The organism is Roseateles sp. GW821-FHT03B02 (assembly GCF_059421025.1).
The window spans coordinates 261,655-282,918 of sequence record NZ_JBWKUV010000008.1 but is presented as its reverse complement, the minus strand read 5'-3'; the positions used below and the strand labels follow the sequence as shown (position 1 = coordinate 282,918).

Below are 21,264 nucleotides of genomic sequence, written 5' to 3'. Positions count from 1 at the left end.
GATGCAAGCCCCCTCCTCCACCGGCCCGCTGACGGGCCTGCGCGTCGTCGAAATGGCCGGCATCGGCCCCTGCCCGCTGGCCGGAATGCTGCTGGCCGACCACGGCGCCGACGTGCTCGTCATCGAACGCCCCGGCGGCCAGGTGCTGGACACCGGCACGGCGCTGGACCGCGGCAAGCGGCGCGTCACGCTGGACCTTAAGACGGCGGATGACCTGGCAGAAGCACGCGCGCTGATCGAGGGGGCGGACGCCCTTATCGAAGGCTTCCGCCCCGGCGTCATGGAGCGCCTGGGCCTCGGTCCGGAAGTCTTCGCCACCAGGCACCCCCGCCTCGTCTACGGCCGCGTGACCGGCTGGGGCCAGACCGGCCCGCTGGCCCAGGCCGCCGGCCACGACATCAACTACGTCGCGCTGACCGGCGTGCTGTCCGTCGCCAGCCGGCAAGGCGTCGCGCCCAGCATCCCGGCCACGCTGATCGGCGACATGGGCGGCGGCGCGATGTTCCTGGCCTTCGGGCTGATGGCCGCGCTGTGGGAGGCCCAGCGCAGCGGCCGCGGCCAGGTCGTGGATGCGGCCATGGTGGACGGCGTGGGCCTGCTGTCCAGCCTGCTGCACTCGATGCGCGCGGCAGGCGGCTGGAGCGATGCGCCGGCACAGAACTTCTTCCTGCACAGCTCGCCCTTCTACGACTGCTTCGAATGCGCCGACGGCCGCTTCGTGTCCCTGGGCGCGCTGGAGCCGCAGTTCTATGCCGAGCTGCTGCAACGGCTGGGGTTGAGCGATGTCGACCCCACCGCACAGCAGGACCGCAGCCAATGGCCGGCGCTGCGCGATCGCGTGGCGGCGCGCATCCGCGAGAAGACGCGCGACGAGTGGTCGGCCCTGCTGGAGGGCACGAACGTCTGCTTCGCGCCGGTGCTGACACTGGCCGAGGCGCCGCTGCATCCGCACGCGCAGGCCCGGGGCAGCTTCGTTCAGGCGCAGGACGGTCACTGGCAACCCGCCGCTGCGCCGCGTTTCTCGCGCCGCGGCTAGGGGCACTCAGAGCTGCCCCAGCAGCTCGGCCATGACCTTGCGCAGCCAGACATTGGCGGGGTCGGCGTGGAAGCGCTCGTGCCAGTGCTGCTTGACCGCGAACGCCGGCAACGCCACCGGCGGCTCCAGCAGCTGCACCCGCTCCTGCTGCGCCAGCGCCTCGCCGAGCCGGCTCGGCACGATGACGAGCAGCTCCGTCTGCGCCACTAGGCGTGCCACGCCCAGGAAGCTCGGCACGCGCAGCACGATGCGCCGCTCGTAGCCCTTCTGCGCCATCACCTTGTCGACGATGGCGTGGCCGGTGCCCGACGTCGTCACGACGATATGCCCCTCGGCCAGGAACTGCGCGCGCGTCGGCTTGGCCTGGATGCGCGGATGCTGCCGCGCCGCGAGGCAGACGAAGCTCTGCCGGAACAGCACCTGCTGGTAGAAGCCCGCCTCCAGTTGCGGCATGAAACCCACGGCCAGGTCGATCTCGCCCGCCTCAAGCCGCCGCGGGCTGTCGCTGGTGGTGCGCTCGGCCTCGATGGCAATGCCCGGCGCCACGCGGCGCAGGTGATTCACCAGCCTTGGCAGAACGATGATCTCGCTGATGTCGGTCATGCCGATGCGGAACTGCCGCTGCGCCGTCGCGGGATCGAACACCCGCGGGGCGCCGGCCAGCTCGGCCAGCTTCTGCACGGCCGCCTCCACGTCGGGGTAGATCTGCACCGCATAGGGCGTGGGCTCCATGCCACGCGCCGTGCGCACGAAGAGCTTGTCGCCGAAGTGAGCGCGCAGCTTGTTCAGCGCGATGCTGGCATTGGCCTGGGCCAGCCCGAGGTGCTCGGCAGCACGCGAGACGCTCTGCGTGCGGTAGACCTCGGTGAACACGTTCAACCAGTCGACATCGAGCTTGGCCATTGCCCACCCCTCTATTGAAAAGCGATATGCGATGTATATCGCTTTACGTCTTTACGCAATAGAGCAGCACTCCCAAACTTGCCTCCACCACAGCAGGAGACAAGCCATGAACCAGGCGCTTCCCATCCTCGTCGCCGGCGGCGGCATCGGCGGCATCGCCGCCGCGCTGGCCCTGACCCGCCAGGGCTACGACGTCACGGTGCTCGAACAGGCCCCGCAGCTCGGAGAGATTGGCGCCGGCATCCAGCTCGGCCCCAACGCCTTCGCCGCCTTCGACGCACTGGGCGTCGGCCCGCAGGCCCGTGCCCGCGCCGTCTACACCGACGAGATGGTCATGCACGACGCCCTCGACGAGCGCCTGGTCGGGCGCATCCCGACCGGCGAGGCCTTCCGCCAGCGTTTCGGCAACCCCTACGCCGTCATTCACCGAGCGGACGTGCACCAGTCGCTGCTCGAAGGCGCCCAGGCCAGCGACCGCATCCGTGTGCATACCGGCACCACGGTGCAGCGCATCGACCAGGACGACGAGGGCGTCACCGTCCACGATGCCCAGGGCTGCAAGCACCGCGGACAGCTGCTGATCGGCGCGGATGGCGTCAAGTCGGCCGTGCGGCGCCAGTACGTCGGCGACGAGGCCCGCGTGTCCGGCCATGTCGTCTACCGCGCCGTCGTCGACCGCCAGGACTTCCCCGCGGACCTGCGCTGGAATGCCGCCAGCATCTGGGTCGGCCCCAACTGCCACCTCGTTCATTACCCGCTGCGCGGTGGCGAGCAGTACAACGTCGTCGTCACCTTCCACAGCCGCGAGCGCGAGGAGTGGAGCGTGCGCGAGGGCAGCCGCGCCGAGGTGCAGAGCTACTTTGAAGGCATCTGCCCCAAGGCCCGCCAGCTGATCGACCTGCCCAGGGACTGGAAGCGCTGGGCCACCGCCGACCGCGAGCCCATCGGCCAATGGGCCTACGGCCGCGCCGTGCTGCTGGGCGACGCCGCCCACCCGACGCTGCAATACCTGGCCCAGGGCGCCTGCATGGCGCTGGAGGACGCGGTGACGCTGGGCGAAGCGCTGGCCCGCCACCCCGGCGACCACGCCCGCGCCTTCGACCTCTACCAGCGCGCCCGCGTCGCCCGCACCGCCCGCGTCGTGCTGTCCGCCCGCGAGATGGGCCGGCTCTTCCATGCCAAGGGCGTCGAGCGCCTGGTGCGCAACGAGCTCTGGAAGGGCCGCAGCCCCGAACGCTTCTACGACGCCATGGAGTGGCTCTACGGCTGGACCGTCGAGAGCTGCCTGAACAACACGGAGACCCCGCAATGAGCACCGACCTCGGCCGCCTCGAAGACCTGCCCGACGACTACCGCATGGCCCTGTCCACCCAAAACCTGGTGCCGCTGTGGCCCAGCCTGCGCGCCCTGCTGCCGCCCGGCGCGCCGCGCCCGCGCACCCAGGCCACCCACTGGCCCTACGAGGCCCTGCGCCCGTTGCTGCTGCGCGCCGGCGAGCTCACGCCCATCGAGAAGGCCGAGCGCCGCGTGCTGGTGCTGGCCAACCCCGGCTTCGGCGCCGACAGCATGCAGGCCAGCGCTGCCGTCTACCTGGGCATGCAGCTGCTGCTGCCCGGCGAATGGGCGCCAGCCCACCGCCACACGCCCAACGCGGTGCGCATGGTGGTCGAGGGCCAGGGCGCCTGGACCACCGTCGACGGCGAGAAATGCGTGATGGAGCGCGGCGACCTCATCCTGACGCCGACCGGCCTCTGGCACGAGCACGGCCACGAGGGCAGCGAGCCCGTCGTCTGGCTGGACGTGCTGGACTTGCCCCTCGTCCACTACCTGGAGGCGAGCTACCACGTCGACGGCGCCCGCCAGGCGGTGACGCCACAGCGCAGCGAGCGGGCCTATGCCCGCGGCGGCCTGGTGCCCACGCCGGTCTTCGAGCGCTCCCGCAAGCCCTACCCGATGCTGCGCTACCCCTGGGCCGAGGCGCGCGCCGCGCTGCTGTCGCTGGCAGCGGATCTGCCCGCCTCCGAGGCCGCGCAGCTGACCTACACCAACCCCGAGACGGGCGCACATGCCCAGAACATTCTGGGCTTGCACGCACTGATGCTGCGCCCGGGCCAGACGCTGACCCTTCCCGCGCGCAGCCCGGCGGCCGTGTTCCACGTCATCGAGGGCGGCGCCACGGCTCAGGTCGCGGCCCGGCACTTCCATCTGGCAGCCGCCGACACCTGCTGCGCGCCGGGCTACACGCCGGTCACGCTCACCAACGCGTCGGCCAACGAGCCGGCCTTCCTTTTCATCGCCGACGAGACCCCGCTGCACCAGAAGCTGGGCGTCTTCGAGGTCCGCCCCTGATCCCCTGAACCCGAGAGCCCCACCATGACCACCTCCTACCTCTGGAACCCGCCGCCGGTCCAATCGCTGCCCGTGCGCGGCAGCGACCTGCGCCTGCCCGTCAACCGCCTGTTCTTCGTCGGCCGCAACTACCACGCGCATGCCGTGGAGATGGGCCGGCCCGTCGACAAGGCCATCGAGCGGCCCTTCTACTTCACCAAGTCGCCATCGACGCTGGTCGAGTCCGGCGCCACCGTGGCCTACCCGCCCGAGACCGACAACTACCACCACGAGATGGAACTCGTCGTCGCCATCGGCAAGCCGGGCTTCCGCGTGCAGGCCTCGGACGCGCCGGCCCTCGTCTACGGCTATGCCTGCGGCCTGGACATGACGCGCCGCGACCTGCAGCTGGTGGCGCGCGACAAGGGCCGCCCCTGGGACCTGGGCAAAGACGTCGAGCAGTCGTCCGTCGTGTCCGAGATCGTGGCCATGCCGCAGCAGGTCATCAGCCGCGCCGACATCGAGCTGACCGTCAACGGCCAGCCGCGCCAGCAGTCCAACATCGACAAGCTGATCTGGAGCATCCCCGAGCTCATCGCTGACCTGTCTCTGTTCTATCACCTGCAGCCCGGCGACCTCATCTTCACGGGCACGCCCGAGGGCGTCGGCGCCGTGAACCCGGGCGACCGCATCGAAGGCCGCATCGAGGGCCTCGGCGAGATCGTGCTGCACGTCGGCGCCGCCGAATAAAGACCCCAACAAAAGCACACCGGAGACAAGACATGACCGCCACCCCCGTATCCACTCCAGAAGCCAGGCGCAGGCACACGCTGACCTGGATCGTGACCCTGGCCATGGTCGGCCTCATCTTTGACGGCTACGACCTGGTCGTCTACGGCGCGGTGGTGTCCACCTTGCTGCGCGATCCCTCGCACCTCGGCGCCGTCACGCCCGCCACCGCCGGCCTGCTGGGCAGCTATGCGCTGTTTGGCGTGATGGTCGGCGCGCTGCTGGCCGGGCTGGTGGGCGACTGGCTGGGGCGCCGCAAGGTCATGCTGATCTCCTACGCCTGGTTCTCCGTCGGCATGGCCGCCACCGCCATGACCACGACGACGACGACCTTCGGCTGGCTACGCTTCGCCACCGGCCTGGGCATCGGTGCGCTGCTCGCCACCACGGCGGCCCTGGTGGCGGAGTACGCGCCGCCCGGCAAGAAGAACACCATCAACGCCATCACCAACGGCGGCATCCCGCTCGGCAGCCTGCTGGCGGCCCTGATCGCCATCGTGGCGATGCAGCACATCGGCTGGCGCGGCATGTTCTGGATCGGCGCCCTGCCCGCGGTGACGCTGCTGCCGCTGGCCTGGTTCAAGATGCCGGAGTCCATCGCCTGGCTGGTGTCGCGCGGCCGCATGGACGAGGCCCGCGCGCTGTCGGCGCAAACGGGCGTCCCCCTGACCGACACGAGCACCCCCCGGGTGGTGGCCACGTCGGGCGAGGGCGACAAGGTCGGTTTCGCCGGGCTGCTGAGCCGGTACTACCTGTTCCCGACCCTGGTGCTGGGCCTGATGAGCGCCACCGGCCTGATGCTGGTGTACTCGCTGAACACCTGGCTGCCGGAGATCATGCTGCGCGCCGGCTTCAACGCCAAGGGCTCGCTGTCCTTCCTGGCCGTGCTCAACGGCGGCTCCCTGTTCGGCGCGCTGGCCGCCTCGCAGCTGGCCGACCGCTTCGGCCCCAAGCCCGTCGTGGCGGCCTGCTTCGTCACCGGCGGCGTGGCCCTGGTGCTGTTGACGCTGGGCTTCCCGCTGGGCGCGCTGCTCGCCATCGTCGCCGTCGTCGGCCTGGGCACCAGCGGCACGCAGACGCTGATCTACGGCTTCGTCGCCAACTACTACCGCACCCAGGTGCGCGCCGCAGGCGTGGCCTGGTGCGCGGGCTTCGGGCGCCTGGGCGGCATCGGCGGGCCGATGCTGGGCAGCGCGCTGATCGGCGCAGGCCTGCAGCTGGACTCGATCTTCTACGTGCTCGCGGGCCTGGGCCTGCTGGGCGCGCTGCTGACGCTGCTCGTGCCGATGGCGCGGGCCCAGCAGGCCACGGCGCCGGCGCGCGAAGCCGCCGCGCAACCCACACCCGCGGCACTTCGCCGCGCCGCCTGAACGCCATGAAGCTCTACAGTTTTTTCCGCAGCGGCACCTCGCACCGGCTGCGCATCGCCCTCAACCTGAAGGGCCTGGCCTATGCGCTGGAGCCCGTCGACCTGCGGCGAGAGCAGCACCTGGGAGCCGCCTACAAGGCCATCCATCCGCAGGGCCTGGTGCCGGCGCTGCAGACGGACACGCCGGACGGCCCGCTGATCCAGTCGCCCGCCATCCTCGAATGGCTGGAAGAGCGCCACCCCGAGCCGCCGCTGCTGCCCGCCGATCCCAAGGCCCGCGCCCATGTGCGCGCCCTCGCGGCCATCGTGGGCTGCGACATTCACCCGATCAACAACCGGCGCATCCTGGAGGCGCTGCGCCATGACTTCGGCGCGGACGAGGCGGCCATCAATCGCTGGTGCGCCACCTGGATCACGGCCGGCTTCGACGCCATCGAGTCCATGCTCGCGGCCGACCCGCAGCGGGGCGAGTTCTGCTTCGGCAAGTCGTCCACGCTGGCCGATGTCTACCTCGTGCCCCAGGTCGAGAGCGCCAGGCGCTTCAAGGTCGACCTGCAGCGCTGGCCCCGCATTGCCGCAGTCGACGCCGCCTGCTCCGCGCTGCCCGCCTTCCGCGACGCCGCACCGGCGCTGCAGCCTGACGCCGGCTGAACACGACCGGGCGCGGGACGCTCAGGACACGGCGTTCGGGTCGAGGCTCGGCGCGATGACCGTGAGGGCGGCATGGCCGCGGTGATGCATGAACTCGCGCAGCACCAGCAGCGTCGCGGCCGCCTCGCGCCCCGGGGGCAGTCCTGCCAGGGCGTCGGTCCGGCCCTGCGCGGCGAGCGCCAGCCGATCGAACCATTGCTCGACGGCATCGACAGGCATCGTCGGCCCGGACACCGCGGCCCAGGGCTGCAGGCTCGCCGAAATGCTCCACAGCGGGCCCGGGTCCTGCCGTGGGCCGAGCCGCATGAGCTGGTCTTCGGTGAAGTCGATGGCCTGCTCGATCTCGTGCGGCAGCGGAGGGTCGTGGCGGAAAAAATCCCTGGCGATGCGGGCCGCGCCAAGGTCCAGGCGCTGCTCGGGCAGGCCGGGGCCGCCCAGCACCAGCTGTTCGTCGCCGATGTGAAGCTGCAGGCCCGGGAGGTCGTGCCGCTCGGCGAGCCGGCGCGCGACCGCGGCGACGACGCGGGCGTCGATGCCATGCCCCAGCCCGGGCAGTCGGTCCAGCGTGACGGCGGCGCCGAGAGCCTGCAGCCGCGCCAGCGCATCGACCGCGCCAGCCACCGGCATCACCGCGTCGGCGTCACCGTGGACGAGGTGGGTTCTCAGCCCGGCATGGGCGACACGCGGCGGCTGGGCGAAACGGCCCGACAGCGCGATGACGCGGCCGGTGGGCGGGCGCTCGAGCTGGGTCGATTCGAGCGCCATGATCGCGCCCTGCGAGAAGCCGACCAGCGTCGTTGCCGCCGGCCCGACGGCGCATTCGTGCTGCCAGGCCTGCACGGCCTGCACGAAGCCCGGCATGGCCGCCGCCACGCGCGCCGGTCGATTGCTCTCGGTGACGCCCTGCACGGAGAACCACTGCCAGCCGCGCCCGGCGGCCTCGGGCGCCTGCACGCTGACGATGAGCGCCTCGGGCAGATGCGGCGCGAGCGCCTGGCCCAGCGGCGCGATGTCGCGCGCGCTGGAACCGACGCCGTGGAACAGCAGCACCAGCTGTTTCGGAGCGGCGGGCCGCTGGACGACGAGGTGGTTCATCAAGAGCTCTTAGATTCGTTGCTCAGGCAGGACGCTGCCGAACACGAAGGCGTCCATCACCAGCATGCCGTGCGCGATGCCGCCCTCGGTGACGCTGGCCGGCCCGGACGCGTCGGCCGCGCCGGCGGCCACCAGCAGGGGCCAGAAATGTTCGGGGGTCGGGTGCGCCCGCCTGGCGTGCGGCGCGTCCTGCAGCGTCCGGCACAGGCGGTCGCCGTCACGCTGGACGACGGCTTCGCGCACCCAGGCCGCGAACTCGGTGGCATAAGCCTCGTCATGCCCCGCGCCCGAGCGGAACTCGGCCAGGTTGTGGGTCAGGCTGCCGGAGCCGACGATGAGCACGCCCTCCCCGGCCAGCGGTGCCAGCGCCGCGCCGAGGGCCCAGGCGGCGTCGGCGTCCAGTCGCGACGGCAGCGACACCTGGAACACCGGCACGTCGGCGTCCGGATAGAGGTGCAGCAGCGGTACCCAGGCGCCATGGTCCAAGCCGCGGCGTTCGTCGGCCTGCGGCGCCCACCCGGCATCGGCCAGCAGGCCCAGCGCGCGCTGCGCCAATTCGGGATGGCCTTCGACCGGATAGCCGATGTCGTACAGGGCCGGGGCGAATCCGCCGAAGTCGTGGATGGTCTGCGGCCGGGTGGCCAGGCCGACGCGCGGGCTCGGCGTCATCCAGTGCGGCGACACGACGAGGACCGCGCGCGGCCGGGGCAACGCCCGAGCCAGCGCACCCAGCCGCGGCCCGGCGATGCCGGGCTCGAGGGCGAACGTGGGTGCGCCGTGCGACACGAAGACGCTGGGCAGGCGGTTCATGAGGTTCGTGCTCCGCAGGAATGTCGGCGCGCGTTCAGCGCATGCGCCCGGCGATCGCCGCATCCGCCGACAGCCGGCCCGCACCGCTGATCAGCAGCGAGACCGAGACCGCCAGCAGGGCCAGCGCGTACTCGTAGCCGTTCTTGGCCATGAAGAGGCCGTTGCCGATGTGGACCGCGAAGATCGCCACGAGCATCGAGAACGCCAGCGCCGCGGCGGCGGGCCGCACCAGCAGGCCCAGCAGCAGGGCCAGGCCGCCGAAGAACTCGGCGCTGCCGGCCAGCAGGGCCATCAGATAGCCCGGCGTCAGGCCGAGCGAAGCGAAGAACTGGCCCGTGCCTTCCAGGCCATAGCCACCGAAGGCGCCGAACAGCTTCTGCGCGCCGTGCGCCACGAAGATGATGCCGACGGGGATGCGCAGGGCCAGCGGGCTCCAGCCGGCGTCGGTGGCCAGCACGCGGTCGATCAGACGATTGCTCATGGTGATGCTCCTGGGAGGTTGAAGGCGGAAGGGTCAGGACTTGTGAATCCAGGTCGGCGCGATGGCGGTCCCCAGACCGGCGCCGTAGCCCAGGTAGATGTTGAGGCCGGCCAGCGGTTCGAGGTAGCGGGCATTCGTCAACCCGCCGGCGTCGACCACGGCGAAGCCCATGCTCTCGGCGATGGCGCTGGCGGTCTGCTTGGCGCGCTCGCTGTCGCTGGCGACGAAGACGCTGGCCCGCTGGCCGTTGCCGAAATCGGCGCCTTCGGCCAGCACCTGCGCGAACAGGGTGTTGAAGGCCTTGACGAGCTCGACGCCGGGGACGGCCCGGGCGATCTCTTCGGCCGCCGAGGTGCTGTGGCCGAGGGTCAGGCCCATGTAGTCGGCGGTCAACGGGTTGGTGATGTCGATCACCACCTGGCCCTTCAGGTCGCCGAGGGCCTGCAGCGCGCCGACGGCGTCCGCGTAGCCGGTGGCCAGGATGACGGCGTCGGCACCGGCGGCAGCAGCTTCGGGTGCTACGGCGCGGGCGCCGAGGTGGGTCGCGGCGACACGGGCAGCCTTGGCGCCGTCGCGTGCCGTCACGCTCACCTGATGGCCGGCGCGGGTCAGTTGCGCCACGAAAGCCGAGCCCATGTTGCCGGCACCGATGACTGTGATCTTCATGACTGTTTCTTTGGGATGGAGCAGCGGGGCGCTGCGATGGATGAACTTTAGGAATACATGAAAAGGAGATAAACAAGGAATTCTTTGTTTAACTGTCTCTCCAATTGAGACAATTGACCGCGATGGACAAATTCCTGGAGATGAAGACATTCGTTGCCGTCGTCGACGCCGGCAGCTTCGTCAAGGCCGCGGACGCGCTGGAAGTCTCGAAGGCGGCCGTCTCCCGCTACGTGGCCGAACTGGAGTCGCGCCTGGGCGTGCGGCTGCTGCATCGCACGACGCGCAGGCTCTCGCTGACGCCCGAGGGCGAAGTCTTCGACGCCCGCTGCCGCGAGTTGCTGGGCGCGCTGGATGATGCCGAGTCGGAGGTGTCCTCGCACAGCGGCGAGGCCAGTGGGCTGCTGCGCATCAACGCGCCCTTCTCCTTCGGCCTGCTTCACCTGGCGCCGCTGTGGCCGGAGTTCATGGCGCTGCATCCCAAGGTGACGCTGGACGTGGCGCTGGCCGACCGGGTGGTGGACCTGGTGGAAGAAGGCTTCGACATGGCGGTGCGCATCGCACGCCTGCCGACCTCGTCGCTGGTCAGCCGGCCGCTGACGTCCACGCGCCTCGTGCTGTGCGCGTCGCCGGACTACCTGCGCCAGCGCGGTTCACCGAACCATCCGTCCGAGCTGGCCTCGCACGACGTGCTGACCTACAGCCTGTTCTCGATGGGCGAGCAGTGGGAGTTCACCGGACCCGAGGGGAGCGCCTCGGTCAAGGTGACGCCACGGCTGCGGACCAACAGCGGCGACACCTGCCGCGCGGCCGCGCTGCGCCACCTGGGCATCGTGCTGCAGCCCAGCTTCCTCGTCGGTGCGGATCTGCTGGCCGGCAGGCTGGTGGAGGTGATGCCGGCCTGGCGCTCGATCGAGCTGGGCGTCTATGCGGTCTATCCGACCCGCAAGTTCGTCTCGCCCAAGGTCCGCGTGATGATCGATTTCCTCGTCAACGCCTTCAGCATGCGCGCCTGGCCGGAATGACCGGGGAGCGCCTTCGCGCCCCCGGAGCCTCGGCCAGCGCCGACGGCATGATGGAATCGCGGCCGTGATCTCTCTGCGACGGGTCAAGTCATGAGGCCTTGGCCCAGCATCGTTCTGTACTACCTCTGCGGCGTCTTCGCGGCCGCCCAACTGGGCAAGCTCGCGGCGCTGGCCCCCCTCGTCTCGCGCGACCTGCAGCTGGGGCTGGCCGCGATGGCTGCGCTGACCGCGCTGCTGGAGGTGTGCGGCGCCTTGCTCGGCGGAGCGGCAGGCCGCCACCTGCCAAGGTTCGGGATGCACCGGGGCCTGAGCTTCGCGATGCTCGGCCTGGCCCTGGGCGGCGCGGGGGCCGCACTGGCTCACAGCATCCTGACTGCCGTCGCTGCCCGGTTGTGCGAAAGCCTGGGCTATCTGATCACCGTCGTCGCCGCGCCCGTGCTTGTCGCCACCTCGGCCCCGCCCCGCCGCCAGGCAGCAGCCATGCTGCTGTGGAGCACCTTCGTGCCAGTCGGCATGGCCTTCGGCGCCTCGGCCTACGCCTACGCAGCGGGCCTGAGCAGTTGGCGCTGGGCGCAGGGGCTGAGCGTCCTGCTCGGACTGTCACTCGGCATCTGCCTGCTCAGGATGCAAGCTGCTGCACGGAGCGGCACGCAGACCGCACTCCCAGCAGGAGGTGCCAGCAGACAGCGAACGGGAGCCGCTCTGTGGATGCTGGTGGCCTCATTCGGGGTGTATGTCATCACCCAGGTCGGCCTGCTGGCACTGATGCCGACCTTGTTGACCGAGGCGGGCCTGTCGATTTCCCAGGCAGGAACGTGGACCGCAGTCGCGGCGCTGGCCAACGTGCCCGCGAGCGCTGTCGCGGCCGGGCTCATGAGAAAACGAGGCAGTGTGGCTAACGCGCTGGTGCTGAGCCTGCTGCTATCGGCCGTGCTGTTCCCTTTCGCGTATCAGCTGGGCGCTGCGCCAGCCCGACTCGCGACAGTCGCCGTCCTGGTCAACTTCGTTTCCGGGGTGTTTGGGAGTCTCGTTTTCGCGTTGCTGCCGACAGCCGCCGGCAGCGCTGACCGGTTGAGCCTGGCCAGCGGGCGCCTCACGCAGTTCGGGGCATCCGGCGCCCTCCTCGGCCCGCCGTTCGTTGGCTTCATCGTCGAGCGCTGGAGCTGGCAGGCCGCCGGCATGGCGAGCTTGGTCCTGTCCCTTCTCGCCGCCGGTCTGGCGCTTTCAGCCTGCATTAAGGGCCGCGGCTTCGTATCGGCATAGATGCCCCGCGGTGGCAGCGGGTGAACGATGCTGCCCTCACCCGGCCGACCGTGACTCGTCGCGACACCGTGGCCCAGGCCGTGGAAATCCGCGCGGTGCTGGAACGGCGGCCTTGCGATGATGAAGTGCGAACAAGCGGTGACCGGGTGGGGAACCGCCCCCCCCAAAAATCCCCCGGCAAAGGAAAACGGGCTAGACGCTTTCGCATCTAACCCGTTGATTCGTTTTCTTATTATTGGTGCGGCTGGCAGGATTCGAACCCACGACCCCTTGGTTCGTAGCCAAGTACTCTATCCAACTGAGCTACAGCCGCTGAAGCCTCACAGTATAACCAGATTTTTTAGCCCTCAGCAAGAGTTGGCCAGTTTTTTTGAAAATAGTTCGCCGACGTACCTGGACACGAACTTCAAGGCAGGCGTGCCGCGGCCTCGAAGCAGCGGGCACGGCGGGACTCGTCTCCCTCCTGCTCGGCCAGAGCCGCCAGCGCCAGCCAGCTGCGCCGGCGCGAAGTGCTGGACATACTGACGTCGTCGACCACAGCTTCCAGCATCAGGCGCGCCTTGCCCCAGAGCTGACGTTCGGCCAGCGCATGGCCCAGCGCAAACGCCAGGGCGCGCTCGCGTGGGAAGCGCGACTGGGCCGATTCCAGGCGTTGCAGCCAGTCCGGCCCACAGCCTGCCAGCACGGGCACGAGGGCGTTGGCGAGGGCGGCGCGGTCGTCGGCTTGCAGCTCGGCGAGGTCGTCGAAGAAGGGGCGCAGCCAGCCGCGGCCGTCATCAGGCGCGCCGAGTTGCCCGGCACATTGCGCGGCGCGTGCGGCGACCAGCGGGTCGCGGCGGTCGGCCGGGTCGAGCTGCTGCCAGACCGAGCGCAGCTGATCGACGTCGCGGGCACCGTCCAGCGCCTCGAAGGCCAGCGAGCGCAACAGGCTCTGGGCCGCAGCCTTGGAGAAGGCCTGGTGCTTGGCAAGCAGGCGTGCGGTACGCAGCGCATCTAGTGGCTGCCTGGCCAGGCGTGAGGCCTGAAGACGCAGGCGCAACGCCTGGGTGCGGCGCGCGACGCCGGGGGCGAGCTCGCCCAGCACACTCAGCGCGCGCGTGGCGTCGCGGTCGTCCAGGGCCCATTCGGCGGCCAGCAGGCGGGCACCGTCCTCCTGGGCGCGAGCGCCGCCGGCACGATGGGCCAGGTCGAGGGCACGGCTCAGCTGTTCGTCGCGATGGCGGCGGTCCTGCAGGCGGTGGGCACTGGCCGCCGCCAGCAGATGCGCCAGGGCCATGAAGGACTGGTCGGCGGCCAGTTCGGGCGTTGCGGCCTGGATGTTGAGCGCCTTCTGCGCCGCCTTCTGGGCGCGGCTGAAGCGGGCGCCGAAGAGCTCGACCAAGGCCTCGCGCAGTGCCAACTGGGCGCTGCGCTCGCGCTGGGCCAGCCGCCATTCGCGCGCCCGCTTGGGCAACGTGGTGAGGGCCTCGATGGCCTGGATGGCCGTGACGAGTGCAAAGCAGCTCGCCAGCAGCAGCAGCAGGAAGAGGTTGAGCGAGATGTCGACGCGCCAGCCCGCCCAGTAGAAGCTGGCGAGGCCGTCGTTGGAGCCGAGGGTCAGCGCCGCGACGACGGCGACGGCGAAGAGCAGGACCAGCCAGATGACCAAGCGCATGATCAGCGCCCCTTCATCGACCGGCCGCGGCGGCGGTCAACGCAGCCAGCGTGTCATCCGGACGCGGCACGCTAACCTGGCGAGCCTGGCCGGCCACCTGGCGCAGCAGCTCCGTCACGCTGGCGACCTTGCGCGAGCGCGTATCGAAGTAGCGGTTGAGCATCTCCTGGCTGTCGCGCAGGTCGGACTGTGCCGTGTCGAACTGGCGGCTGAGCAGGGCCAGACGGGCGTTTAGCAGGCGCAGCTTGAGGTTCTCGCGCAGGAAGAAGCTCTGGTCGGGCGAGATCAGCGCCGCCTCGGGATGTTCGATGCGGGTCACGCGCAGCAGCGTGCGGGCTTCGCCCCAGACCAGACCGGTCCAGGTGGACAGCTGCTGCGTGGCCTGCCACCACCACAGCGAGAGCTTGCCGTCGGTGGCCGCGGCGGCCTGCTCGCGCTGCAGCTTCAGCGCGCGTTCGCGCTCCCTGGCCGCCTCGCCGTTGCGTTCGTCGCCGCGCAGCTTGGGCGCGACCTCGCCAGCCGAGATCAGCGGCAGCTCGTCGGCCATGCGAACGACCTCGTCGAGCTTGATCGTCAGCGTCGACACGTCGATGACGGCGACGGCCTTGACGCGGTCCAGGTCGCGCGCGACGGCGCGGCGCACGCCTTCCATGCGCGGCTGCTTGTAGCGCAGCAGGCGCTCGTCGGCCTGCTTGAGCGTGGCCACCAGCGGCTCGGCGCTGCCGGTGATCTGGGTCTGCTGCAGGGCCACGCGGATGGCGGCCTCGATGTCGCCGACGACGTTCTCGTCACGCGAGCGGGACATGGACTGGATCAGTTCCTCCAGCTGGCCGCGCTGCAGGGCCACCTCGGCCAGGCGGGCGTCCAGCAGCGAGACCTTGGCCGCCGTGTCGCGCACGAGATCGGCGGACTGCTTGGCGGCCAGGCGGGCCTCGGTGGCCTGGGCCTGGCTGGCTTCCTGGCGGCGCACCAGCTCCTGCTCCAGCGACTGCTGACGCGACAGGCTCTGCCAGGCGAGCACCACGCACAACAGCACGGCGGCGCCCAGCAGGGCCACCAGCCAGGGTAGCCAGGGTAGCCAGGCCGGCAGCACAGGGACGGGAGGGGGAGTCGGGGCGGCAGGCTCGGCTGCGGCTACAACGGGGGGATTCAACTCAGGCTCACTCACAGTGCGCCAGATTCTGTCAGAGGCCCTCCAGGGCCCGAGTCACAGCTTCAGGGGCCGGTCGCGCCAAAACCACAGGACGAAAACCGGCGGCGCGCGCTGCATCGGCGATGCGGGGATGCGTGGCGATGGCGCGCTGCCCATCGAGGGGCAAACCCTGCAGATGCGCGACGGCCTCGGCACTGCTGAACAACCACACAAAACCCAGGGGATCGGCCTGGACTGCCGCCAGCAGGGTCCGCTCGGCGGGCTCGAAGCGCGGGCCGGCGCGGTGGTAGACCGCAACGGCCTCAACGCTCGCCCCCGCTTCGGCCAGGCGCTCGGCCAGCCACTCGCGGCCACCGTCGCCGCGCAGCAGCAGGACGCGGGCGCCGCCCCAGTCGCGCATCGGTGACAGTTGTTCCCAGAGGTGTTCGGAGTCCAGGCTGGCGGCATCGGCGGCGGGCTGGACGATGAGGTCAGCCGGCACGCCCTGCACGGCCAGCGCCTGCGCGCTGCCGGGGCCCACGCAGGCGGCAAGCGTGTGCGCCGGCCAGGCCGCTGCGCCGGCGTGGGCGAAGAACTGCTCCACGGCATTGGGGCTGACGAAGACGGCCAGATCGACAGCGGGCAGCGATGCCCAGGCCGCGCGGACCGGGCCGGGATCGCGAGCGGGCAGGATCTCGATGAGTGGCAGTGCTGCCGCCTGCACCCCCAGCGCCGCCAGACGCGCCAGCCAGGCGGCGCATTGCGGCCGCGGGCGGGTGACGATCAGCGTGGGTGCCGTCATCCCGGCAGGTAGGAACCCGCGCCCAGCTCGCGCAGGCGCGCGGCGGCCTGCTGGCCCAGGGCCTGTGCAGCGGCCGCGTCGCCCACGGCCGAGACGACGCTGGTGCGCAGCAGCGGCGCGCGGTGGGTCTCGGCATGACCGAGGGCGGCGTCCAGACAGAGCCGGTCGCCCTGCCAGCGTGCATGGGCCGCCAACGGCAGGCTGCAACTGCCACCCAGCGCGCGCGAGACGGCACGCTCGGCCTCGCAGGCCAGCAGCGTCGGCCCATGGGCCAGGCTGGCGAGGGCATCGGCCAGCGCCTTGTCGTCGTCGCGGATCTCCAGGCCCAGTGCACCCTGCCCCGCGCACGGCAGCATCTGGTCGACCTCGAACAGCGCCCGCACACGGTGGGCCAGGCCCAGGCGCTTCAGACCGGCGGCCGCCAGCACAATGGCGTGGTAGCCGCCCTCGTCGAGCTTGCGCAGCCGCGTGTCGAGATTGCCGCGCAGCGGCTCGACGCGCAGGTCCGGGCGCTGGGCGAGCAGCTGGGTCACGCGGCGCAGGCTGGAGCTGCCCACCACCGCGCCTTCAGGCAGCTCGGCCAGCGAGGCGTAGTCGTTGGAGACAAAGGCGTCGCGCGGGTCCTCGCGCTCCAGCACGGCGGCCAGAACGAAGCCTTCGGGCAGCTCCATCGGCACGTCCTTCAGGGAATGCACGGCGAGCTGGGCGCGGCCTTCGGCCAGGGCCGTCTCCAGCTCCTTCACGAACAGGCCCTTGCCGCCGATCTTGGACAGGGTGCGGTCGAGGATCTGGTCGCCACGCGTCGTCATGCCCAGCAGCGCGGCGGTGATGCCGAGTTCAGCGGCCAGCCGCGCCTGCACATGCTCGGCCTGCCACAGGGCGAGGCGGCTCTCGCGCGTGGCAATCGTGATGGATTTGGTCATCGCAGGATTATCGAGGCTGGAAAATGGAGGGGATGACCTGCTGGAGAACTCGATGATCGTCACGGTGTTCCGCTCCCGCCTCAAGGACGAAGGCCGGACCGACTATTTCGACCTGGTGCCGCAGATGGGTGCGCTGGCGCAAACCATGCCGGGCTATGTCTCTCACAAGGTCTTCACGGCCGAGGACGGCGAGCGGGTCGTCATCGTCGAGTTCGAGGACGAGGCCAGCCAGCGCAACTGGTCGCTGAACGCGCTGCACGTGCAGGCGAAGAAGCAGGGGCGCGCGAACTTCTACGCCGAGTACAACCTGAAGGTCTGCGAGGTGCTGCGCGAGTCGAAGTTCAAGGCCGACGGCTCTTGAAGAAGGCGTTGATGGTCAGCCGGCCCGGGCCCTTGCGGTAGGCGGCCGGCGAGGCCCAGGCGATGTCGCCGGAATGAAAGATGCCGCCGTCGTAGAAGACGGCGCGGTTCCACCTGGCCGGCAGGCGGCCGATGACCTCGAAGTAGCGGTTGCCCTTGGTCATGTAGCCGGGCGGGATGCCGTATCGGTCGGCGAAGGCCGCGGCCCCGAGGCTGCTGGCGTCGCGCATGAAGGTCCGCGTGTCGGCCTCCGACATCAGCGAGCGGAAGAACACCGTACCGCCCAGGCCCGGGTCCTGGAAGAGGTAGTGGACCGAGGCACAGATCATTTCTTCGGCAGCCAGGCCGGAGTCGTCGCGGTGGCAGATGCGCTGGCGGGCGTCCAGCGTGGCGGCGTCCTGCGTGACGCGCGAGAAGCGGCCGAACATGCCCAGCGGTTCGCCGGCCCCCAGGCGCGCACGGAACTGACGCTCGAAATAGCCCTCCAGCTCAGCGCAGAGGCTCTCGGGCAGCGCCAGCTGCGGGCCCGGATAGGGGTGACCGGCGGGCGCCTCGAACTGCGCCGCCATGGACTCGGCCAGCGCGACGAGGGCCTCGGGGTCTTCGGCGAAGTCGTCGACGACGTAGACCCTGGAGCCATCGTCCAGCGTCACGGTGTCCAGCTTGGCCTTCAGGTTGATGCGCAGGGCCGGCGCCGCCGCCGCGGCCTCGGGCCTGGGCGCCGGGCAGAACTGGCCGATGAACTGCTGGTGCCTGGGCAGCTTCATCATCGTGCGGGCCACCTCCTTGCGGATGTCGCCGAGGAAGTCGGCGAGGCTGGCGTTGTCCATCTGGCGCGTGATGGGATGGTGGCTGGCCGGCGTGATGCCCTGCCCCATCATGACCTGCACCCAGGAGTTCTCGGCGAACAGGTCCCCCGCCTGGGGCGCGAAGCGGGCTGTGTCGCGGAAGAGCTGGATGCGGTGCTTAAGCGAGGCCGGGATCTCCATGTCGCGGCACTGGCGCCAGAACTCGGAATCACCCCGATTCGTCACGTGGTAGTGCAGGATGATGAAGTCGCGGATGTGCTCGATGGCGTCGCGGGCCTGGCTGTTGTATTCGTCGATGTCGCTCTGGCAGATGCCGTCGGCCGGGAAGAGCTCGATGAGGCGGGTCAGGCCCTTCTGGATGAGGTGGATGCTGGTGGACTCCAGCGGCTCCAGGAACCCGCTGGACAGGCCGATGGCAACCACGTTCTTCTTCCAGACGACCTCGCGCTGGCCCGGCGTGAACTTGATGACGCGCGGATCGCGCAGCACCTCGCCCTGCACATGAGCCAGCAACGCGGCCTTGGCCTCGTCGTCGCCGATGTGCTTGCTGCTGAAGACGACGCCGTTGCCGACGCGGTGCTGCAGCGGAATGCGCCACTGCCAGCCCCAGGGGTGGGCGATGGAGCGCGTGTACGGCACGGGCTCGCCGACGGAGGCCGTCTGCACGGCCAGCGCGCTGTCGCAGGGCAGCCAGTGCGACCAGCTCTCGTAGCCCACGCCCAGGGTCTGACCAAGGAGCAGGGCGCGCATGCCGGTGCAGTCGATGAAGAACTCGCCCTCGACCAAGCTGCCGTTGTCCAGCGCGATGCCGGTGATGTCGCCGCTGCCTTCGGCCTGGTGGACCTTGACGATCTTGCCCTCGATGCGCTGCACGCCCAGGGCTTCGGAGAAGCGGCGCAGGTACTGGCCGTAGAGCGTGGCGTCGAAGTGGTAGGCGTAGTTGATGCCGCCGTCGGGCAGCAGCGCGAAGCGGTCGTCCTGCGCGGCGCGCAGCTCCAGGCAGTAGTCGCCGTAGTCGCTGGCCAGACCGCGCTTGCGGCCCTCCAGCCAGAAGTGGTGAAAGCCGGCCGTCCAGTGCCCTCGGCCGGTCTTGCCGAAAGAGTGGAAGTAGTTCTCGCCGACGTTGCGCCAGCCCTCGAAGCTGATGCCGAGCTTGAAGGTGGCCTGCGTGGCCTGGATGAACTCCTTCTCCTCCAGGTCCAGGATCTCGTGCATGAAGTGCAGCGTCGGGATCGTCGCCTCACCGACGCCGACGGTGCCAATCTCCTCGGACTCGACGAGGCGGATGTCGTACTGCCGCCCCAGACATTTGGCGAGGCCCGAGGCCACCATCCAGCCGGCGGTGCCGCCGCCGGCGATGACAATGCGTCGAATGGGCTTGACTGGGTTCATGGCGGTCTAGCGATTGAGTCGGTGCAGCAGGGCCGCGCGCAGCTGGCGGGCGGCGTTCTCGTCGAGCGGGGCCAGCACGCCACGCGCGGCGGCGGGGACGTGAGCGGCGGTCTGTTCGTCGGCGTCGAAGATGTAGTGGTCGAACAGCACCCGCCACGCGTCGCGCTGGGCCCGTGGCAGGTCGCGCAGGCTGAGCAGGGCCAGCATCAGCGTGTTGAGCGGCGTGTCCATGTAGCCGGGCGACTGCCGCCACCAGAAGTTCACCAGCGCGTTGACGGGCGCCAGCGCCTCGACGCCATGCCACCACTGGCTGGGGATGAAGACTGCGTCGCCAGGCTCCAGCTCCACGACCTGGGCATGCTTGAGTGCCTCAGCGTAACGCGGGAAGCGTGCGAAGTCCGGCGTGGCCAGGTCGACCAGGCTGATCGGCTGGCCGGCTGGCGTCAGGTCCAGGCGCCCGACATAGAGATTGGCCACCTGCTCCGGGGGAAACAGCGTGAAGCGGCGCCGGCCGGCGACGACGCAGGCGATGTTGTCCGGCACGTCGAAATGCGCGGCAACGTGGGTGCGGTTGCCCAGCCACAGGCTGACGAGCGGATCGGGCACGCCCAGGTCCAGCGGATTGTCCCGCTGCATGCCGGGGAACGACCCCTCCAGTTCGGTGGAGCCCAGGTAGAGGGCATCCGGCGAGCCGGCCAGCAGCTCGTCCAGCAGCGCACCGAAGTGGCCGACCTCGCGCTGGAAGTTGAAGCCGGTGTGCTCGGCGTTGTAGAAGAAGCGGCCGGCAATCTCCGGCCCGCCGCGCCACAGCCCGACGCGGGCATGGCCGCCGAAGCGGCGCAGGTAGCTGCAGAAGTCCGCATCCGAGCGCTGCGCCGCCTGCACCAGTGGCCAGTGCCGCACAAGGCCGCGCAGCAGCACCGGCTGGGTGGATTGCAGAACGTCGGCGCCCAGCGCAGCGCTTTCAAGCATCTCAGCTCTCTTGCGCGAGATGGCGTCGGATCAGCGGCGCGAGGTTGGACAGGGAGGCGATGGCCATGTAGATCGGCTGCAGATATTCGGCCTGGTGCAGCAGGCCGATGGCACCGGCGTCCATCGCCGCGAGGCGCTCCTCGTTGATGATGAAGAAGCCCACCAGCTCGCCGTGCGAGCCATCGGGCCGCTCCACGTCGATCCTGACGGACTCCAGCAACCCGTGCGCGACCAGGGCCTGCATGAATTCGGGCGCCGCCTCCAGGCCTTCATGCAGCGTGCGCAGCACGGCGTTGGCCTGCTCGATGTAGTCGGTGGTGCCGCCGTGCGGCAGGAAGACGGCCTCGCCCTCGGCGCCCTGGCTGATGCGGGGGCTGGACATGTCCACCATTACCCGCAGTTCGTCCTCGGCCACGCCGATGGAGAAGGGCAGGCGCTGCATGGACAGTGGCAGGTAGTCGGCGTCCCAGCCCGCTTCGGTCAGGAACAGATTGCTCCCCTGCTCCAGACCGAACAGCGCCACTGCTTGGTAGCCGCCTTCGCCGTCGGGCTGGAAGAGGATGGGGTAGTGCGCCTGCACGCTACGGAACTCGTCGGGCGTGACCAACGCCGACATCACGTTGTCGCCCCATTGCGCGCCGCGCTGGGTGATGACGCGCAGGTCCTTGTGGGTGATGTTGTTGAGCAGTTGCAGCATGGATGTCTGGGCCAAAGGTAGGCCCGTTGATTGTGGCGTGCCTGAACATGCGGGCCGGGCGCCGGGCCTGCCTTGGGCCTGAGGCCCATGGCCTTCAGCGGGTATAGGAA

21 protein-coding genes and 1 tRNA gene are annotated in these 21,264 nt (G+C 70.2%); 9 read left to right on the top strand and 13 right to left on the bottom strand.

Annotated features, from left to right (window positions below; all coding sequences use genetic code 11):
* Position 1: 1 nt before the first annotated feature.
* The gene (locus tag AC07VX_RS21040) at positions 2-1,036 is read left to right on the top strand and encodes a CaiB/BaiF CoA transferase family protein (RefSeq protein WP_493166123.1); all 1,035 of its coding nucleotides are present in this window, start codon (positions 2-4) and stop codon (positions 1,034-1,036) included.
* Positions 1,037-1,042: 6 nt separating this feature from the next.
* Here AC07VX_RS21040 and AC07VX_RS21035 read toward each other — a convergent pair whose 3' ends face one another.
* Positions 1,043-1,939 carry a LysR family transcriptional regulator gene (locus AC07VX_RS21035; protein ID WP_493166124.1) on the bottom strand — a complete coding sequence of 299 codons (897 nt, stop codon included), beginning with the start codon at positions 1,937-1,939 and terminating at the stop codon, positions 1,043-1,045.
* Between the two features lie 106 nt (positions 1,940-2,045).
* On the opposite strand from AC07VX_RS21035, the gene AC07VX_RS21030 reads away from it, so the two are divergent.
* From AC07VX_RS21030 to maiA, 5 genes are read left to right on the top strand one after another with little or no spacing between them, the layout of a single operon-like run.
* Entirely contained in the window at positions 2,046-3,251 is a 1,206-nt protein-coding gene (locus AC07VX_RS21030; protein WP_493166125.1) for a 3-hydroxybenzoate 6-monooxygenase, read from the top strand.
* Positions 3,248-4,288 carry a cupin domain-containing protein gene (locus AC07VX_RS21025; RefSeq protein ID WP_493166126.1) on the top strand — a complete coding sequence of 347 codons (1,041 nt, stop codon included), beginning with the start codon at positions 3,248-3,250 and terminating at the stop codon, positions 4,286-4,288. The genes AC07VX_RS21030 and AC07VX_RS21025 overlap by 4 nt, the downstream gene beginning before the upstream one ends.
* 24 nt (positions 4,289-4,312) lie before the next feature.
* A complete protein-coding gene (locus AC07VX_RS21020; RefSeq protein WP_493166127.1) occupies positions 4,313-5,017 on the top strand; it encodes a fumarylacetoacetate hydrolase family protein in 705 nt (234 codons plus the stop codon).
* A gap of 32 nt (positions 5,018-5,049) precedes the next feature.
* A complete protein-coding gene (locus AC07VX_RS21015) occupies positions 5,050-6,426 on the top strand; it encodes an MFS transporter (protein ID WP_493166128.1) in 1,377 nt (458 codons plus the stop codon).
* A gap of 5 nt (positions 6,427-6,431) precedes the next feature.
* Positions 6,432-7,076, top strand: coding sequence for a maleylacetoacetate isomerase (maiA, locus tag AC07VX_RS21010; protein ID WP_493166129.1), 645 nt, complete (start codon positions 6,432-6,434; stop codon positions 7,074-7,076).
* 21 nt (positions 7,077-7,097) lie between these two features.
* Here the strand turns inward: maiA and ypfH are convergent, their stop codons facing one another.
* The 4 genes from ypfH to AC07VX_RS20990 are packed head-to-tail and all read right to left on the bottom strand — an operon-like array spanning position 7,098 to position 10,128.
* Positions 7,098-8,171, bottom strand: a complete 1,074-nt coding sequence (gene ypfH / locus AC07VX_RS21005; protein ID WP_493166130.1) for an esterase — start codon at positions 8,169-8,171, stop codon at positions 7,098-7,100.
* A 9-nt stretch (positions 8,172-8,180) separates the two neighbouring features.
* Entirely contained in the window at positions 8,181-8,981 is an 801-nt protein-coding gene (locus tag AC07VX_RS21000; protein WP_493166131.1) for a dioxygenase family protein, read from the bottom strand.
* Positions 8,982-9,015: 34 nt separating this feature from the next.
* On the bottom strand, positions 9,016-9,462 hold the full coding sequence (locus AC07VX_RS20995) for a DoxX family protein (RefSeq protein ID WP_493166132.1): 447 nt from the start codon (positions 9,460-9,462) through the stop codon (positions 9,016-9,018).
* Positions 9,463-9,495: 33 nt separating this feature from the next.
* Positions 9,496-10,128 carry an NADPH-dependent F420 reductase gene (locus AC07VX_RS20990; RefSeq protein ID WP_493166133.1) on the bottom strand — a complete coding sequence of 211 codons (633 nt, stop codon included), beginning with the start codon at positions 10,126-10,128 and terminating at the stop codon, positions 9,496-9,498.
* Positions 10,129-10,250: 122 nt separating this feature from the next.
* Here AC07VX_RS20990 and AC07VX_RS20985 point away from each other — a divergent pair, with 122 nt between their 5' ends.
* The gene (locus AC07VX_RS20985; protein WP_493166134.1) at positions 10,251-11,150 is read left to right on the top strand and encodes a LysR family transcriptional regulator; all 900 of its coding nucleotides are present in this window, start codon (positions 10,251-10,253) and stop codon (positions 11,148-11,150) included.
* A gap of 90 nt (positions 11,151-11,240) precedes the next feature.
* Entirely contained in the window at positions 11,241-12,413 is a 1,173-nt protein-coding gene (locus tag AC07VX_RS20980) for an MFS transporter (RefSeq protein WP_493166135.1), read from the top strand.
* Between the two features lie 236 nt (positions 12,414-12,649).
* Here AC07VX_RS20980 and AC07VX_RS20975 read toward each other — a convergent pair.
* The 5 genes from AC07VX_RS20975 to hemC form a co-directional block, all read right to left on the bottom strand.
* Positions 12,650-12,726, bottom strand: a tRNA-Arg gene (locus AC07VX_RS20975).
* Between the two features lie 93 nt (positions 12,727-12,819).
* Positions 12,820-14,067 carry a heme biosynthesis HemY N-terminal domain-containing protein gene (locus tag AC07VX_RS20970; protein ID WP_493166136.1) on the bottom strand — a complete coding sequence of 416 codons (1,248 nt, stop codon included), beginning with the start codon at positions 14,065-14,067 and terminating at the stop codon, positions 12,820-12,822.
* Positions 14,068-14,080: 13 nt separating this feature from the next.
* Positions 14,081-15,124: a uroporphyrinogen-III C-methyltransferase gene (locus tag AC07VX_RS20965; protein ID WP_493166137.1), complete on the bottom strand. Its 1,044-nt coding sequence runs from the start codon at positions 15,122-15,124 to the stop codon at positions 14,081-14,083.
* Positions 15,125-15,251: 127 nt separating this feature from the next.
* The gene (locus tag AC07VX_RS20960; RefSeq protein ID WP_493166138.1) at positions 15,252-16,001 is read right to left on the bottom strand and encodes a uroporphyrinogen-III synthase; all 750 of its coding nucleotides are present in this window, start codon (positions 15,999-16,001) and stop codon (positions 15,252-15,254) included.
* Positions 15,998-16,924: a hydroxymethylbilane synthase gene (gene hemC, locus AC07VX_RS20955; protein ID WP_493166139.1), complete on the bottom strand. Its 927-nt coding sequence runs from the start codon at positions 16,922-16,924 to the stop codon at positions 15,998-16,000. The genes AC07VX_RS20960 and hemC overlap by 4 nt, the downstream gene beginning before the upstream one ends.
* A 52-nt stretch (positions 16,925-16,976) precedes the next feature.
* On the opposite strand from hemC, the gene AC07VX_RS20950 reads away from it, so the two are divergent.
* Complete coding sequence (locus AC07VX_RS20950; RefSeq protein ID WP_493166140.1) at positions 16,977-17,285, top strand: antibiotic biosynthesis monooxygenase family protein; 309 nt, start codon at positions 16,977-16,979, stop codon at positions 17,283-17,285.
* Here AC07VX_RS20950 and AC07VX_RS20945 read toward each other — a convergent pair.
* Genes AC07VX_RS20945 through AC07VX_RS20935 form a run of 3 tightly spaced genes read right to left on the bottom strand, consistent with a single transcriptional unit; the run spans position 17,266 to position 21,154 of the window.
* On the bottom strand, positions 17,266-19,485 hold the full coding sequence (locus AC07VX_RS20945) for a DUF6445 family protein (RefSeq protein ID WP_493166141.1): 2,220 nt from the start codon (positions 19,483-19,485) through the stop codon (positions 17,266-17,268). The two genes, AC07VX_RS20950 and AC07VX_RS20945, sit on opposite strands and share 20 nt — an antisense overlap.
* 6 nt (positions 19,486-19,491) lie before the next feature.
* Positions 19,492-20,457 carry a cupin-like domain-containing protein gene (locus tag AC07VX_RS20940; RefSeq protein WP_493166142.1) on the bottom strand — a complete coding sequence of 322 codons (966 nt, stop codon included), beginning with the start codon at positions 20,455-20,457 and terminating at the stop codon, positions 19,492-19,494.
* A 1-nt stretch (position 20,458) separates the two neighbouring features.
* Positions 20,459-21,154 carry a SapC family protein gene (locus AC07VX_RS20935; protein ID WP_493166143.1) on the bottom strand — a complete coding sequence of 232 codons (696 nt, stop codon included), beginning with the start codon at positions 21,152-21,154 and terminating at the stop codon, positions 20,459-20,461.
* Positions 21,155-21,264: the final 110 nt, after the last annotated feature.